General features: G+C 72.2%; 16 protein-coding genes and 1 pseudogene. 8 read left to right on the top strand and 9 right to left on the bottom strand.

What is annotated here, in order from left to right; genetic code table 11:
• Positions 1-4: 4 nt before the first annotated feature.
• The 4 genes from M8542_RS34275 to M8542_RS34260 all read right to left on the bottom strand — a co-directional run bounded on the left by M8542_RS34275 (position 5) and on the right by M8542_RS34260 (position 2,685).
• Complete coding sequence (locus M8542_RS34275) at positions 5-670, bottom strand: DUF2848 family protein (RefSeq protein ID WP_257924465.1); 666 nt, start codon at positions 668-670, stop codon at positions 5-7.
• Positions 667-1,479 (bottom strand): carbon-nitrogen family hydrolase, encoded by an 813-nt coding sequence (locus tag M8542_RS34270; protein WP_257924464.1) that lies wholly within the window; start codon positions 1,477-1,479, stop codon positions 667-669. The genes M8542_RS34275 and M8542_RS34270 overlap by 4 nt, the downstream gene beginning before the upstream one ends.
• Entirely contained in the window at positions 1,476-2,162 is a 687-nt protein-coding gene (locus tag M8542_RS34265; protein ID WP_257924463.1) for a GntR family transcriptional regulator, read from the bottom strand. Before M8542_RS34265 ends, M8542_RS34270 begins: the two co-directional genes overlap by 4 nt.
• Before the next feature lie 61 nt (positions 2,163-2,223).
• Entirely contained in the window at positions 2,224-2,685 is a 462-nt protein-coding gene (locus tag M8542_RS34260) for a MarR family winged helix-turn-helix transcriptional regulator (protein ID WP_257924462.1), read from the bottom strand.
• A gap of 70 nt (positions 2,686-2,755) precedes the next feature.
• Between M8542_RS34260 and M8542_RS34255 the strand changes: the two genes are divergently transcribed.
• Together M8542_RS34255 and M8542_RS34250 are read left to right on the top strand one after the other, a co-directional pair.
• A complete protein-coding gene (locus tag M8542_RS34255) occupies positions 2,756-4,162 on the top strand; it encodes a pyridoxal phosphate-dependent decarboxylase family protein (RefSeq protein ID WP_257924461.1) in 1,407 nt (468 codons plus the stop codon).
• Between the two features lie 347 nt (positions 4,163-4,509).
• Positions 4,510-4,878, top strand: a complete 369-nt coding sequence (locus tag M8542_RS34250) for a DUF5313 family protein (RefSeq protein ID WP_257924460.1) — start codon at positions 4,510-4,512, stop codon at positions 4,876-4,878.
• An 85-nt stretch (positions 4,879-4,963) separates the two neighbouring features.
• Here the strand turns inward: M8542_RS34250 and M8542_RS34245 are convergent, their stop codons facing one another.
• Positions 4,964-5,959, bottom strand: coding sequence for an NHL repeat-containing protein (locus M8542_RS34245; protein WP_257924459.1), 996 nt, complete (start codon positions 5,957-5,959; stop codon positions 4,964-4,966).
• A 421-nt stretch (positions 5,960-6,380) separates the two neighbouring features.
• Here M8542_RS34245 and M8542_RS34240 point away from each other — a divergent pair, with 421 nt between their 5' ends.
• The gene (locus tag M8542_RS34240) at positions 6,381-6,626 is read left to right on the top strand and encodes a hypothetical protein (protein WP_257924458.1); all 246 of its coding nucleotides are present in this window, start codon (positions 6,381-6,383) and stop codon (positions 6,624-6,626) included.
• On the opposite strand, the gene M8542_RS34235 is transcribed toward M8542_RS34240, so the two are convergent.
• From M8542_RS34235 to sigC, 4 genes and pseudogenes are all read right to left on the bottom strand, one after another.
• Positions 6,610-7,428, bottom strand: coding sequence for a family 1 encapsulin nanocompartment shell protein (locus M8542_RS34235; protein WP_257924457.1), 819 nt, complete (start codon positions 7,426-7,428; stop codon positions 6,610-6,612). The two genes, M8542_RS34240 and M8542_RS34235, sit on opposite strands and share 17 nt — an antisense overlap.
• Before the next feature lies 1 nt (position 7,429).
• Entirely contained in the window at positions 7,430-7,981 is a 552-nt protein-coding gene (locus tag M8542_RS34230) for a hemerythrin domain-containing protein (RefSeq protein ID WP_257924456.1), read from the bottom strand.
• Between the two features lie 172 nt (positions 7,982-8,153).
• Positions 8,154-8,381, bottom strand: a pseudogene (locus tag M8542_RS34225) (aldehyde dehydrogenase family protein); the annotation flags it as partial.
• A gap of 135 nt (positions 8,382-8,516) precedes the next feature.
• Positions 8,517-9,083 carry an RNA polymerase sigma factor SigC gene (gene sigC / locus M8542_RS34220; protein WP_257924455.1) on the bottom strand — a complete coding sequence of 189 codons (567 nt, stop codon included), beginning with the start codon at positions 9,081-9,083 and terminating at the stop codon, positions 8,517-8,519.
• Positions 9,084-9,145: 62 nt separating this feature from the next.
• Between sigC and M8542_RS34215 the strand changes: the two genes are divergently transcribed.
• From M8542_RS34215 to M8542_RS34195, 5 genes are all read left to right on the top strand, one after another.
• Positions 9,146-9,868 carry a zf-HC2 domain-containing protein gene (locus M8542_RS34215; protein WP_257924454.1) on the top strand — a complete coding sequence of 241 codons (723 nt, stop codon included), beginning with the start codon at positions 9,146-9,148 and terminating at the stop codon, positions 9,866-9,868.
• 74 nt (positions 9,869-9,942) lie between these two features.
• On the top strand, positions 9,943-10,167 hold the full coding sequence (locus M8542_RS34210; RefSeq protein ID WP_257924453.1) for a hypothetical protein: 225 nt from the start codon (positions 9,943-9,945) through the stop codon (positions 10,165-10,167).
• A gap of 228 nt (positions 10,168-10,395) precedes the next feature.
• Positions 10,396-11,745 carry a PepSY-associated TM helix domain-containing protein gene (locus M8542_RS34205; protein WP_257924452.1) on the top strand — a complete coding sequence of 450 codons (1,350 nt, stop codon included), beginning with the start codon at positions 10,396-10,398 and terminating at the stop codon, positions 11,743-11,745.
• Positions 11,742-12,356, top strand: a complete 615-nt coding sequence (locus tag M8542_RS34200; RefSeq protein WP_257924450.1) for a DUF5134 domain-containing protein — start codon at positions 11,742-11,744, stop codon at positions 12,354-12,356. The genes M8542_RS34205 and M8542_RS34200 overlap by 4 nt, the downstream gene beginning before the upstream one ends.
• Before the next feature lie 70 nt (positions 12,357-12,426).
• Positions 12,427-14,337 carry a cytochrome c oxidase assembly protein gene (locus M8542_RS34195; RefSeq protein ID WP_257924449.1) on the top strand — a complete coding sequence of 637 codons (1,911 nt, stop codon included), beginning with the start codon at positions 12,427-12,429 and terminating at the stop codon, positions 14,335-14,337.
• The last annotated feature ends 126 nt before the right edge of the window (positions 14,338-14,463 follow it).

Below are 14,463 nucleotides of genomic sequence, written 5' to 3'. Positions count from 1 at the left end.
ACTCCTACCGCGGGGCGGTCGTGTAGGTGTGGGTGAGGGGGGCGGCCGCGGGCAGGGTGAGGCTCAGCGACCACGTGTCGCCGTGCACGAACTTGCCGCCGATCAGCGCGAGCGTGCCGCAGAACAGCACGAAGTCGCCCGCGATGTCGCCGATCGTGGCGGTCATCCGCTCGAGCAGCTCGGCCGGGTGCCGCAGGCTCGACACCGCGCCCGACTGGTACGGCTGTCCGTCCACTTCGGACCCAGCCTGGGCCTGGTCCCAGTCCGGGAACACCGGGGTGGGGCCGAGTTCGACCACGGCGCCGCCGACGGGCTTGGGGCACGCGGCCTTCGACGCGGCGATGTCGTCGCGTTCCAGCTCGCGGTCGGTGTGGTCCGAGCCGACGCCGAGGTAGTAGGTGCCGTCGTGGCGGATCAGCACCGGCTCGACCTCCCCGGACGTCGCTGTGCCGTCGACCGTCACCTGGGCTTCGGTGCTGAGCAGCGCCGGGTCGAGGTCGTAGAACATCGGCACCGCGGGCGGGGGCGGGACGCCGATGGCGGCCAGCTCCTCGATGTGCCGGGCCACGGCGGCTTCGTCGCGGGCGGTGTAGCCGGCGACGATCAGCTTCTCCGGCCGGACCGGTAAGCGCTTACCGGAGCCGGCCACGGTGAGGTCCAATGTGGTCATACGGGGGTCCTCGCTGTTCGAGCGGTGAAGGGGAGATCGGTGCGCCGGTCGGCGAGCACGGGGAACTCCGCCCGCGCCCGCTCGACGACGCCGGGATCGGTGTCGCACCAGGTGATGCCCGGTTCGGTGCCGGCTTCGACGAGCACGGTGCCCCACGGGTCGACGACGCGGCTGTGCCCGCCGAGTTCGACGCCGCCCTGCACGCCCACGGCGTTGCACGCGACGAGCAGGACCTGCTCCTCGACCGCCCGGCAGGAGGTGAAGAGCCGCCAGTGCTCACGCCGGGCGGCGGGCCAGGCGGCCGGGACGACCACGATCTGCGCGCCGCCGTCGGCGAGGCCGCGCCAGAGTTCGGGGAACCGGAGGTCGTAACACGTCGTCGCGGCGACCGGGCCGAGTTCCGTGGTGGCGACGGAGATCCCGTCGCCGGGGGTGAGCAGTTCGGCCTCGCGCGACCGGTAGCCGAAGACATGGATCTTGCGGTATACGTGCTCGACCTCGCCCGCCGGCGAGATCAGCACGGCCGTGTTGAAGAGCCGTCCGCCGGCATCACGCTCGACGAAGCTGCCGAGGTGGACGTGGGCGCCCAGCTCCGTCGCCCAGCTTTTCGCTGCCGCGAGCGTGGGGCCGTCGAAGGGCTCGGCTTCGGTCTCGTAGGCGTCGAAGGCGAAGTAACCCACCGCCCACAGCTCCGGCAGCACCACGAGATCGGCCCCGGCGGCCGAGCGCGCCAGCTCGCCGACCCGGGTGCGGCGGTCCGCGGCCGGCTCGTCGGCCGGACTTTCCAGCTGGACCAGCGCGACCCTCACGAGAGGCCTCGCACGGAGTGCTCGCCGGCCAGGTCGCCGCGGATCGGCAGGCGCAAGACGGCGAGGGTGCTCGAGAGGTGGGCGGCGAGGGCGTCCCCGGCGTCGCCGTCGGCGAGGGCCCGCACGATCGCGGTGTGCTCCTCGAGGACGTTGCGCGCGCGGTTCTCACCGCTGGCCACGGCGCGGATACCCATCCGGATCTGGCGTTCCCGCAGGGATTCGTAGAACTCGGCTAGCACGGGGTTGCCGGCTTGGCGGACGAGCAGGCGGTGGAAGGCCCGGTCCAGCTCGATGAACGCGGCGGGGTCGTCGATCACCGCTTCCTGCTCGGCGATGAGGCTTTCGAGCTCGGCGACGAACGCGGCGTCGGCGGGCACGATCCGCTGGATGCACCAGTCCTCGACGAGGGCACGCGCCTGCATGACGGCTTCGATCTCGCTGTCGGAGATCGGCGGGATGAAGGCCCCCTTCTTGGGGACGATCTGGAGGAACCCCTCGGCCTCCAGCCGCAGCAGTGCTTCCCGTACCGGCGTCCGCGACGTCCCGGCCTGCTTGGCGACCTCGGACTCGCTCAGGAAGACGCCGCCGTCCCGCGACAGCTCGGAGATGTGCTTCTTCAGCCAGCCGTACGTGACGTCCTGCGCGGACGGGCCGCGCGTGCCGACATTCTGTGGACTGCTCATAGGCAACATGTATACATGTGGTCGACATGGCGGAGCAAGCCCGTCTTGCGCCGGGTGACGCTCAGGTGGCCGAGCTGCCCGGCCGGTGATCGTCGCCCGCGAAGCGTTGCTCGAGCTGGGCGAGCGTCCGGTTGCACTGCGCGATCGCGGCCGGGTCGAGGTCGTCGAGGAGGCCGGCCAGCAGTGCCGACCAGGAGCCGCGGAGGACGTCGAGGTTGGTCCGGGCCAGGTCGGTCGGGTGCACGGTGACGGCCCGGCCGTTGCCGGAGCGGGTCAGCATGGCCTTGGCTTCGAGCCCGCGGAGGGTGGTGCTGACGTTCGTGCGCTGCAGGTGGCTGCGTTCGGCGATCTCGCTCGGCGAGCACCCGGGGTGCAGGTCGACGATGCGCATGACCTGGCGCTCGGTGGCGGTGAGCGGCACGACGTGCGGCTCGGCCGGGGTGCGCAGGCGGATCAGGCGCGCGACGTTGAGCACGAGGTCGGCGAGGTCCGCGTACGGATCCGGACGCTGGGGGAGCGGCACCCCTTTACGCTACCCGATGGTTATGTCACGATAATTATGTATCGATAGCCCAGCCGGGGGAGTCGTGCCGATGAACCGCAACGAGGGTGTCCTGCACGCCGGACCGGCCGGTCTCGCGGATCTCGCCGCGGTGCTCGGCGACGCGGTCCGCGACGTCGGCTCCTGGATGTCCGAGTACGGCGGCTACGACCCGCACCCGTCCCAGGACGTGCCGCTCGCCGACCTCCGGCGGGCGACGGCGGACCTGCACGAGCGGCTGCGGGACAACTACCCGTTCTTCCACCCCCGCTACGTCGGGCAGATGCTCAAGCCGCCCCACCCGGCGGCCGTCGTCGGCTACCTGAGCGCGATGCTGATCAACCCGAACAACCACGCTCTCGACGGCGGGCCGGCCACCGCGGCGATGGAGAAGGAGGTGGTCGCGGACCTGGCGGCGATGTTCGGGCTGCCCCAGCACCTCGGGCACCTGACCAGCAGCGGGACGATCGCGAACCTGGAAGCCCTGTTCGTCGCCCGCGAGACGCACCCTGGCAAGGCGATCGCGCACAGCGCCGACGCCCACTACACCCACGGCCGGATGAGCCGGCTGCTCGGCGTCGAGGCCGTCCCGGTGACCACCACCGCGGCGGGCACGCTCGACCTGACCGCGCTCGAAGACCTGCTCTGCACCGGACGGATCGGCACGGTGGTCGCGACCACCGGGACGACGGGTCTCGGGGCGGTCGATCCCGTCGATGAGATCATCGCCCTGGCCCGCCGGTACGGCGCCCGCGTGCACGTGGACGCCGCCTACGGCGGGTACTTCCGGCTCATCGCCGACGACACCGCCGACGGCGTGCGCTCGGCGCCGTTCCGCGCCATCGCCGACGCGGATTCGGTGGTGATCGACCCGCACAAGCATGGACTGCAGCCCTACGGCTGCGGGGCCGTGCTCTTCCGCGACCCGTCGGTCGCTCGCCACTACCTGCACGACTCCCCGTACACCTACTTCACCTCCGACGAGCTGCACCTCGGCGAGATCTCCCTCGAATGCTCCCGGGCCGGCGCCGCGGCCGCGGCCTTGTGGCTGACGTCGCGAGTCCTGCCCCTGACCCCGGCGGGGCTCGGCGCGGTCCTGCGCCCCGGGCGCCGCGCCGCGCTCGCCTGGGCGGACCTGATCACCGGCAGCGAAGAGCTGACGCTGTTCCAGCCGCCGGAGCTCGACATCGTCGGCTACTTCCCTGCTCGCGACCGGCTTTCCGAGATCGATCGGGCCAGTGCTCACGTCCTCGACGCCGGGATGCGCCGCGCGCCGGAGCAGGCCCTGTTCGTCGCGACGTACGCGGTGGCCGGCGCCGACCTCGCGCGCCGGGGCCACCGCGTGGACGGCGACATCGCCCGTGGCCGGATCCTGCGCAGCGTCCTGATGAAGCCCGAGAGCGAAGCGCACCTTCCCGACCTCCACCGCGAGATCGCCCGGCTGAGCGCCGACGCCTGATCCGCTCGACCTGCTGATCGGCCGGCTGCGTCGGGAGTGAGGCCGAGGTCTCAGACGGCGGAAGCGGCTGCCGTGGAAGACCGACGGTGGTGTTCCGGCCGTGCGCAGGCGGTGGATCTCCAGGAGCGCGATCACGTGGTCGCCGGCCGGGCCGGCGACGGCCGGGTCGGTGCGGTCGTTCGCGACCGGCTGCTGTGGCCGTCGCTGGTGCTGCGCCGGCTCGTCGGTCCGGCGCTGATACCGGACCGGGCTGATCATCGTGGAACCGCCAGCTGCCTTCCGTCCTGGCGATGAGCGGACCACGGGCGCGGGCGGTTGACGTCGCTGGCGTCGGGTACCCGCCACCCATGGACATGCAGAGGCCGGGGCCGCTGCGGTGGATCCGGTACGTCTACGGCGGACGGCTGCCCGAGCGCTATCGGGAGTGGGTGCTGCACGACGCGACCGCCAAGACCTGGCTGCTTCGGTTCGCGGTGCGCATCTGCTTCGAAGCACTCCCTTGGCTCGCCGGTGCTTTCGCCCTTTTGGTCGCCTTCACCCCGGTGCCGGTTCCGCTGCTTCTCGGCGGTCTGGCGCTGAGCCTGGTGCTCGGGTTGTTCTTCACGCTGACCAGCGCGGACGAGCTCGCCGAAGTCCGGCTCGGCAAGCACGGGTTCCCGCGCGGGACCGGCAAGAAGGTCCGCGCCGAGCACGGACGTGCGGCGACGTGGCCGTGAGCCGACGCAGCACCGACGCCGGCTGCGGGCGGACCACGTCGCATGCCCGGACGTCCTGCCGGCGCTGTTTCCACTGCGCTCCGGCCTACGTTCGGCCGCCGATGATTTCGACGACGCCGTCCGTAGTGCCGGTGACGTAGCGGGTTCCGTCGGCGGGGTCGACGGCGACGGTGTTGGGCTGGCGCACCGTCGGGATCGTGGCGAACACCCGCGGGGTGCCGGACAGGTCGATCCCGGCGAGCTGGTTGCGCGCGGTCAGCGTCACCCACAGGTGGTCGCGGTTGGGGTCATAGGCGACGCCGTAGGGCGTGCCCGGCAGGTCCAGCCGGGACAGTTCGTGCGCCGGCGACCTGGGGTCGAAGGTCAGGATGGCGCCGCCGCGGGTGTCGATGACCACCAGGTGCCCGCGCCGGTCGGCCACGACGTGTGTGGGGCCGGCGCCGGCGGGTAGCCGCGCGGTGCGGGTGAGGCCGGCGGCGTCGTAGATCGAGAGGTCGTTCTGGCGGACGTCGACCAGGCCGACCAGGTTCCCGACCGCGGCCAGCCCGGCGGGCTGGGTGACGTCGGTGAAGGTGTGCTGGACGCGGCCGTCGGCGACGACGGCGACGCTGCGGCCGTTCTCGTTGGCGGCGAAGATCCGGCCGTTTCCGGCGCGGGTGGCGTCGTGCGGGGACATGCCGGTGGGGACGTCGGCCAGCCGCTGCCCGGTCGGCAGCCCGATGGTCAGGAGCCGGTCGGACGTCTCGTCGGGCACCAGGACCGGGCCGCCCGGCCCGGCGAGCTGCAGGTGCCGCAGGTGCCCCGGCAACGGCACGGTGGTCGCGACGCGGCCGGTAGCGGTGTCGAGCAGGACGAGCCGATCGGGCCGGCGGACACCGACTGCGACCCGGTGCGTCGTGGCGTCGGCGACGATGCCTTCCGGCTCGGCCCCGACCGTGACGACTGTTCCCGCCGGGGCCGCGGAGAGCGGGGGTGCCGCCGCGGGCTCGGCGGCGGGCGGAAGCTGCGGGGGAGCGGGCGGGGTGCCGCTGCAGGCAGCCGCCGACAGTGTGACCGCGAGCAGGAGGACTCCGGGACGCATGCCGCCTCACGGTAGTCGCCGGCCCGCAGAACAATGGGATGTGTAAGAAATCCGTAAGCGGCTATCCGGGTATCGGCCGGATTCGGCGACCAGGGTGACGGTGGGGCGGAAATGAAAACTCTTCGGAAAGACGTGCGAGCACCTGAGAGCCGGCGGTTGAGGGCGTGCGTCCACGTCGCCGATGGCACGATCACAACGGGAAACCTGGTCGTCGCGGTCGTGCGGAATGCCATGCTGGGTGTCGAGGGTGCGCGGTGCATGCTGCGGGTGGCCACGGAAGACCACGCGGTGGCCACGGCCCTCGGCCACGCTGGCATCGCTCGGGCAACAGACCGGTGAGACAACGGGAATTTCCGGCCGGCAATCGGATGACCGCTTCTCCCGAATTTCTTTCCGGCCCGCCCGGAGGCGAATTGCGGGTATGACGCCAGAGCTGGACGTCGTTTTCCCGCGGCCGGACGAAACCACGGCGGTTGCCCACGCCTGCGACACGGACGTGGAGGAGCCCGGTGGCGGATCGTTGCAGGCGACGTGGCGCACCGTGCTCCCGGCCGACGGCAACATCGGCATCGGCGGCGCGCCCGTCCGCCTGCTGCGCCGGGTCCGCGTGCGCAGCACCACCGGCCAAGCGTTGACCCCACACCGGCAGGTCAGCCGGCCAGGGTGATCGCGGCGTCGGCTTCGACGACCCGGAAGCTGAAGCTCTCCTCGAGGTAGAGCGTCACGGTGTCGGCGTCGTGGTGGCTGTACCCGACCGCGAGGTCCTGGCCGAGTTCGAGGGAGAAGTCGCCGCCGTTCAGGCTGACGATCAGCGCGCCGTCCAGCCCGGGCGCGCGGACCACCTTCCCGCCGCCCAGCACGCGCCGGAGGTGGTCGAACAGCAGGTGGCCGCCGTGTTCGGTGCTCTCCACGATGCGGGTGTAGCCCTCCGGGGCGATCGCCAGCCCGTAGGGGCCTTTGATGCCGGCCTGGCGCAGCGTGTCCACCGCACGGGCGACGACGCCGGGGTAGGCGTCGGGGTCGTCGCCGAGCGCCGGCCGGTCGTACGGACAGGTTTCGGTGATCCCGCTGATGCCGGCCGCGGCCCAGCCGTGGAAGACGGCGCGGTTTTCGATCATCGCGATCTGCTTCGCGGCGCGGTCGAGGTCGTCGAACTCCAGGTCGTCGGCGCCGCGCTCGGCGTCGTCCAGCTCCGCGCGCGACACCGTGAACGGCACGCGCACCTCGGTCAGCGGCAGCACCCGCCGTTGCCGGACCACCGCGCCCTCACCGACGTCGGCCAGCGAAGCGGCGGCGAGAGTGGTGGTGCGGCCCAGGTCGGTGGCGGAGTGGCGCCAGCCGTGCGGGCCGGCCACGTCGACGAGGCGGCGGGCCGCGAGGTGGGTCTGCAGCCGCTCCCTGGCCTCGGCGTCGACCTCCTTCCAGCCCGCGTCGGTGATCGGGGCCAGGTCACGCATCAGGTGGTTCATGTCAGTCCTGTTCCTTGAGGCTGCCGATGCCGAGGGAAGCGTCGGCGGGACGGTCGCCGAGTTCCTGCTCGACGTACTGCCGGGGGTCGAGGTCGCTGACGTCGAGGTCGCGAGCGCCCTCGTGCTGTCGCTTGAACTCGAGGAACCGGCGGCCGAGCTCTTCCCGCAGGCCGGGGTCGGCATGGCGCCGGAAGTCGGCGAGGCCTTCGTCCTCTTCCTCGGCCATGTGCTCGCTGTTGGCGAACCGCGCCTTGTTCACCGCTTCGTGCCACGCGGTGCTCCCGACGGGGTGCAGGGCGGCTTCGTGCACGCCGTCGCGGATGTCGTTGTGGTCGCCGATGGCGTCGAGGGTTTCCTCCTCGGCGTCTTCGCCGCGGCGCAGCAGGTGGGGGTAGAAGATCTCCTCTTCGGCGCGGGCGTGCACGTCGAGAAGGTCGGCCAGGGGCTGCCAGACCGCGGCCAGGTCGGCGGTGTCGGTGAGGTCGTCGAGCCGGGCGAACTGGCGCCGGAACCAGTCGTGGTCGTCGAGGATGAGGCTGGTGATGTCGGCCATCTGGCATTCCTACCCCGGCTGTGGGGTGGCGCAAACCCGAACTGCCGGTCGGTCCGGCCCGGCCCCAGGTGCCGGGCGTGGATCGACCGCGAAAGTGTGACCGTTGCCTGCACCGGTCGAGACGGTGCGCCGCTATGGTGGGTCTGGATGAGCACCGGCTCGAGTAGCCGGCTCAGGCGATCCACACGGTCTTGACGCCGCCGAAGGAGACTTCCGGGGTCGATTCCGTGAACTTGTGGATGTACATCATCCCGGTCTCCACTTCGGTGACGAACCGCTGTTGCTCGGTTTCGTCGTGGGCCGTCCAGAACAGGGCGACCGGCCCGAAGAACTCCTCGCGGTGGCCGGGGGAGCCGTCGGGGATGCCGGCCAGCACGGTGGGCTCGAAGTAGTTGCCGGGAAGATCGCGGTGACCGGCAACTCGAGCGACTCGGGCTTGACCGGCGGCAACACCGCCGTCACCTCGACCCCGGGGGTACGAGCAGCGAAGCCGACCACCACGGCGACCTCGGGCAGCTCGGGTACCGCCGCGTGCTCAACCGAGGGCGTCGCGCTCGTCCCTCGCGGTGAGGAGTTCTTCGCGGGCTCGAGCGACGCGGGACCGGACGGTGCCGATCGGGCAGTCGCAGACTTCGGCGGCTTCGGCGTAGGAGTAGCCCAGCAGCTGCGTCAGGACGATTGCTTCGCGGCGTTCCGGATCGAGCCCCTCGAGGAGCAGGCCCGCCTCGACGAGGTCTTCGAACCCCGCGCTCACCCGCCGGGCCGACTCCGCCTCGGCGGCGGCTTCCCAGTCCTGCCCGTGGGTCCGGGGTCGCGCGGACCGCGCGCGGAAGTGGTCGACGACCACGCGGCGCGCGATGGACAGCAGCCACGTCCGGGCCGACGAACGTCCCGCGAACCGCGCCAACGCCGTCACGGCCCGGGCGTATGTCTCCTGAGTGAGGTCGTCGGCCACCCCGGAGCCGGCCAGGTGGGCGACGAAGCGCCAGACGTCGGCCTGGGTCCCGCGCACCCACGCCTCGAAGGCGCGCTGGTCGCCGTGGGCGGCCTCGAGTGCGAGGGCGGTGATCCGCTCGTCGTCGCGGTCCCTGCCGGTAGTCACAAACCGACACCGTAGCCGACACCGGTGGGAACTCCGGCGGCCCCAGGGCCGACCATTGGAGTGTGAACTGCTCTGACTTGCGTGAATCGCTCTCGGCCCGGATCGACGGGGAGCAGCCCGCGGTGGCCGACGACGTCCTCGACCGCCACCTGGCGGGCTGCCCGGCATGCCGGGATTGGCAAGAGCGAGCGACCGCGCTTCGCCGGGCGACCCTGGTCCGGGAAGCACCACGGGTGCCGGACCTCACCGCGCGGATCCTCGCCGAGGTGCCCGCGCCGCGGCCGGAGCCGTGGCGGCTGCGGGTGGCACTCGGGCTGGTCGCGCTGGTGCAGAGCGGCCTCGGGCTGGCCGAGCTGCTGGGCGCCGACGTCGGCCACGCCGCCCACGGCGGGCTGGTGCACCTCGGCAACGAGAGCGCGGCCTGGAACGTCGCGGTCGGGATCGGGCTGCTCTGGGCCGCGCTGCGCCCGTCCGCCGCCGCCGGCCTCCTGCCCGCCCTCGGCGGGTTCGTGGTGGTGCTCGGCGTCGTCTCGGGCGTCGACCTCTCGACCGGGCAGGTCGCGATCGACCGGGTGGCCTCCCACGCACTGGTCGTCGCCGGCGTGGCACTGCTCTTCGCGGTGCGACAGCAGCACGCGCGACAGCCGGCCCCGCCGTCGGCCGACCGCGTACCCGCACCGGGCGCGAGCGGGACCGGCGAATCCGGCGACGTGGTGGGTGGTGTGCCGGAGCGGCCGCAGCGGCGCCGGTTCCCCCAGCTGCCCACCGGCCGGCGGGCGGCCTGAGACCCGTCGGGAACCAACCGGGCCCGGCAGCCGACTACCGGAAGAGGGGACCCGACGACGAGGAGTGGGTGGTCATGTCCGAACACGGTTCCGGGATGCGGCACATCGCGACCTTCTGCGGCCAGTGCAACTGCGGGTGCCCGGAGTTGTTCCTGGCCGACGGGGCGCCGCCGGAGCGTGAAGTGGTGATCACCGACGACTTCGGCCAGCGGATCGAGATGAGCCGCGAACAGCTCGCGGTGCTCGTCGCCGACGTGAAGTCGGGAGTCCTGGACGCGGTCCTCGCCCCGGTGGGCTGAGCGGGCCGGCGGCGGCTCCCGGGAGCCTCAGGAGTGGAAAACTCTCAGCGGCGCCGCCGGCCCTGGTGCGAGGACCGGGTGATCCCCGCGCTCCAGTGGTCGGCTGCCCGCGGGACGGAGTTCCCCTGAATCCACAACGGACAAAGTGGTTCCGATCACCGGAATGCCGGGAACCAACGGCGCTCCCGGACCGACTTGTGCTGGAGGAGGGCGGCTGAGAGGAGCCTGATGTCCATCGACCAGCGCGAAGAACCGGCGGCGGCCGATCCCGCCGGCGAAGCCCCCGCGGACCAACGCTTCGGGTGGTCGGCAATCCGCCCGCTGGTGCTGCGCCTGCACTTCTACGCCGGCGTCTTCATCGGCCCGTTCCTGCTCGTGGCCGCCGTCACCGGGCTCGCCTACGTCTGGGCGCCCCAGCTGGAGCAAAGCGTCTACGACCACGAACTCCACGTCGCGGCCGCGGCCGGAACCGTTCCCCTGGACCAGCAAGCCGCGACGGCGAAGGCGCTCGTGCCGGACGGCACCCTGACCGGAGTGCGCCCCGGGCCGACGCCGACCGACACGACGCAGGTCATCTTCAACCGCCCCGGCCTGGAGCCCAGCTTTCACTGGACGGTGTTCGTCGACCCGCACACCGGAGCTGTCCGCGGGCAGCTGGAGACTTACGGTTCGGGGCAGGCGATGCCGGTCCGGGGCTGGATCGACGTCCTGCACCGCAGCATGCACCTCGGGGACTTCGGGCGGCTGTACAGCGAACTCGCGGCCAGCTGGCTGGGGATCGTCGTGCTCGCCGGGCTCGCCCTCTGGTTCGGGCGCCGCCGCCGCAAGCGCGCCGCCGCGCCCAGCCCCCGCGCGAAACTGCTGACCTGGCACGGCCGCACCGGCCTGGTCCTGGCCATCGGGCTGCTGTTCCTGTCCGCCACCGGCCTGACGTGGTCGAACCACACCGGAGCCAACATCAGCGAGCTGCGAACGCAGCTGGACTGGACCAGCCCCTCGGTCTCGGCGAAGGTCCCGATGACGACCGGCGCGCGGGACATCGGCTTCGACGGCGCCCGCGAAGCGACGCTGCGGGCCGGGCTCACCGATCCGGTCGAAGTCCGCCCGCCGGCCGGGCCCGGCAAGGGCTACGTGGTCGCGCAGATGGGGCGCAGCTGGCCGGTGCAGGCCGATTCGATGGCCGTCGACCCGGCGACCGGAACCATCACCGACACGCTCCGGTTCGCCGACTACAACCTCGCGGCCAAGCTCAGCACGTGGGGGATCGACGCGCACATGGGCTTCCTGTTCGGGATCTGGAACCAGATCGCGCTGACGCTGCTGGCGGTCGCGCTGATCTGCGTGATCGTCTGGGGCTACCGGATGTGGTGGCTGCGCCGGCCCACGCGCGGCGAAGCCCGGGCCGGGCGGCCACCGTTGCGCGGCACCTGGCGGCGGATCCCGGGACGGGTGCTGGCGCCCGTGCTGGTCGTGGTCGCCGTCGTCGGCTACTACCTGCCGCTGTTCGGGTTGTCACTACTGGGTTTCCTCATCGTGGACGGCCTGTTCGAGGCGCGCCGGCGGAAGGTGGACGCATGATCACGGCCGAGGGGCTGCGGTGGATCCTGACCGCGATGTTCGCCCTGACCGGAGCCTTCTGCGCCTACCGCTGCCTCCGGCAGGGGACGGCCGCGGAGCGGGCCGGCGACGTGCTGCACGTCGTGATGTGCGTCGCGATGGTGGCGATGGCGTGGCCCGCGACGATGAGCATCGCCCGCTGGCCGCAGACGGTGTTCTTCGTCCTGGCCGCGGTCTGGTTCGCGGTCGTCGCGGGCACCGGCGCCGCGCACGCGGACCACGGCGGCCGCCGGGTGGCCGTCTACCACGTCGTCATGATGGCGGCCATGGCGTGGATGGTGTTCGTGATGCCGCGCGCCATGAGCGGGATGGCGGGTCCGGGGGGCACGATGGAGATGGCCGGGCACGAGGGGATGGCGATGCCCGTGTCCGGCGCCGCCGGATCGACCCCCGCGGACGTCACGACCGTCGCGCTGGTGCTCGTGGCCGTCTTCGTCGTGGCGGGACTGGTGTTCCTGAGCCGGGCGATCGACGACGCCCGCGCGTCGCGGCCCCCGTTGCGGTCCCTGAGTGGCGGCGCGAACGGCGTCATGGCCCTGGGCATGGGCCTGATGTTGCTCACCATGGCCTGACCGTCCTCTGTGGACTGTGTGGTGGCTCACAGGCGGGAACCGGGACCGGGGTCCATCCGACGGCTGAGGGGTGAAGACGTCCCGGTTCCGCGCCGTGGTCGTGACGGCGGTGGTGGCCGGGCTCGCCCTGGTGCTGCTCGTCGTCGCCACCGCGGGTGATGTGTACGCGCCGTTGGGCAACGCCGATCCGGGGCCGCTGACCACCTACGGCTTCGCGGTGGTGCGGTTCGCGGCCGACGCCGCGGCGGCGGGGTGCTTCGGCGGGCTGGTGTTCGCCGCGTTCGTGGCGCCCGGTCGCCGGGGCGGTGCGTTGTCGGCCGACGCGTATGCGGCGAGCCGGTTCGCCGCGGGGTGCGCGGCCTGCTGGCTGGCCGCGGCGGTCGTCGCCGTGCCGTTCTCGGCGGCGGTCGCCGCGGGCCTGCCGGTCGCGCGCGTGCTGCGGCCGGAGGTGTTCCTGCCGACGTTGAGCGCCACCGAAGAGCCCAAGGCGTGGTTGTGCGTCGCGGTCGCGGCGGCCGTGACCACCGCGCTGGCGTGGCCGGCGATGGCCTGGCGGACGGCCGTCGCGGCGGCGGTCGCCGCGGGCGTCGGCTTGCTGCCGCTGGTGTCGGTCGGGCACGTCTCGGTGGGTGCCGGCCACGACGTGGCGACCAATGTCATGTTCTGGCACGTCCCCGCGGCGAGCGCGTGGCTCGGTGCGCTGGTCGCGTTGCTGGCCCGGCTGCGTCGCGGACCCGACGCTCTCGTGCTCCGCCGGTACCACCGGCTGTCGCTGGTCTGCTTCGTGGTGACCGCGTTGTCGGGCGCGGTGGCCGGATTCGTGCTCGCCCGGCCGGACGGACTGATCAGCCGTTACGGCTTGGTTCTCGCGATCGAGACGGCGGTGCTGCTGGCCGCCGGGTGCTGCGTCGCGGCATGGCGTCGACGGCGGTCCGGGGCGCTGCTCGTCGTGGCGGAGCTGGTTCTGCTGGCGCTGGGCACCGGTGGCTCGGCGGCGTTGTCGGCGCTGGTCCCGCCGTCGTTCGTGAACCACCCGGCCACGGTGCAGGAAACCGTGCTCGGCTACGGTCTCGACGCTCCGCTGACCCTGGCCCGGCTGGCCGGGGGCTGGCGTCCGGACCTGTTGTTCGCGCCGATCGCCTTGGCCGCGGTGACCGGATACCTGCTCGGGCTCCGGCGGCTGCGCCGTCGCGGCGATCACTGGCCGCCGGGACGCGTGGTGGCTTGGCTGGCGGGGTGGGCGATCGTCGTAGTGGTCACGTCGTCGGGGCTCGGCGTCTACGCGCCGGGGACGTTCAGCCTGCACATGGTGACGCACATGGCGCTCAACATGTTCGCGCCGGTCCTGCTCGTGCTCGGCGGCCCGGTCACGCTCGCCCTTCGGGCTCTGCCCGCTCGCGGTGACGTCCCCGGCGCTCGCGAATGGATCGCGTCCCTGCTGCACGCCCCGGTGACGCGGTTCTTCGCCCACCCCGCGGTGGCCGCGATCCTGTTCACCGGGTCGTTCTACGCGTTGTACTTCTCGGACCTGTTCGGCGAGGCGATGCTCTACCACTGGGCGCACCAGCTGATGAAGCTCCACTTCCTGGCGACGGGGTATTTGTTCGCCTGGGTCGTGGTCGGCGCCGACCGGACGCCGCGGCCGCTGCCACACCTGGTGCGGCTGGGGATGCTGTTCGCGGTGATGCCGTTCCACGCGTTCTTCGGCGTGATCCTGATGAGCAAGCAGACGCTGATCGCCTCCACCTACTACCACTACCTCGCGCTCCCGTGGGCCGGTGACCTGCTCGCCGACCAGCGGCTCGGCGGCGGGATCGCCTGGGCCAGCGGGGAAATCCCGATGGTCGTCATGGTCGTGGCCCTGCTGGTGCAGTGGTCGCGCGACGACGAACGGAAGGCCCGCCGGGCCGACCGCAGCGGCGAAGCCGACCGCGACGCCTACAACGCCATGCTCGCCGAACTCGCGGCACGCCGGAACTGAGGAGTTTCAATGATCGTGTCAAGCGCCAGCTGCGGCTGTGACCGGTGGTGAGGGATGGAACTCACGGCCGTCGCGCAGCAGTGCCCAGATGACGTCGACCAGGCGGCGGGCCAGGGCGATCAACGC

Origin of the sequence: Amycolatopsis iheyensis, from assembly GCF_024703995.1 — a bacterium.
Lineage (GTDB): Bacteria > Actinomycetota > Actinomycetes > Mycobacteriales > Pseudonocardiaceae > Amycolatopsis > Amycolatopsis iheyensis.
The sequence above is the reverse complement of the archived record's forward strand: the minus strand, read 5'-3'. Positions and strand labels throughout refer to the sequence as shown.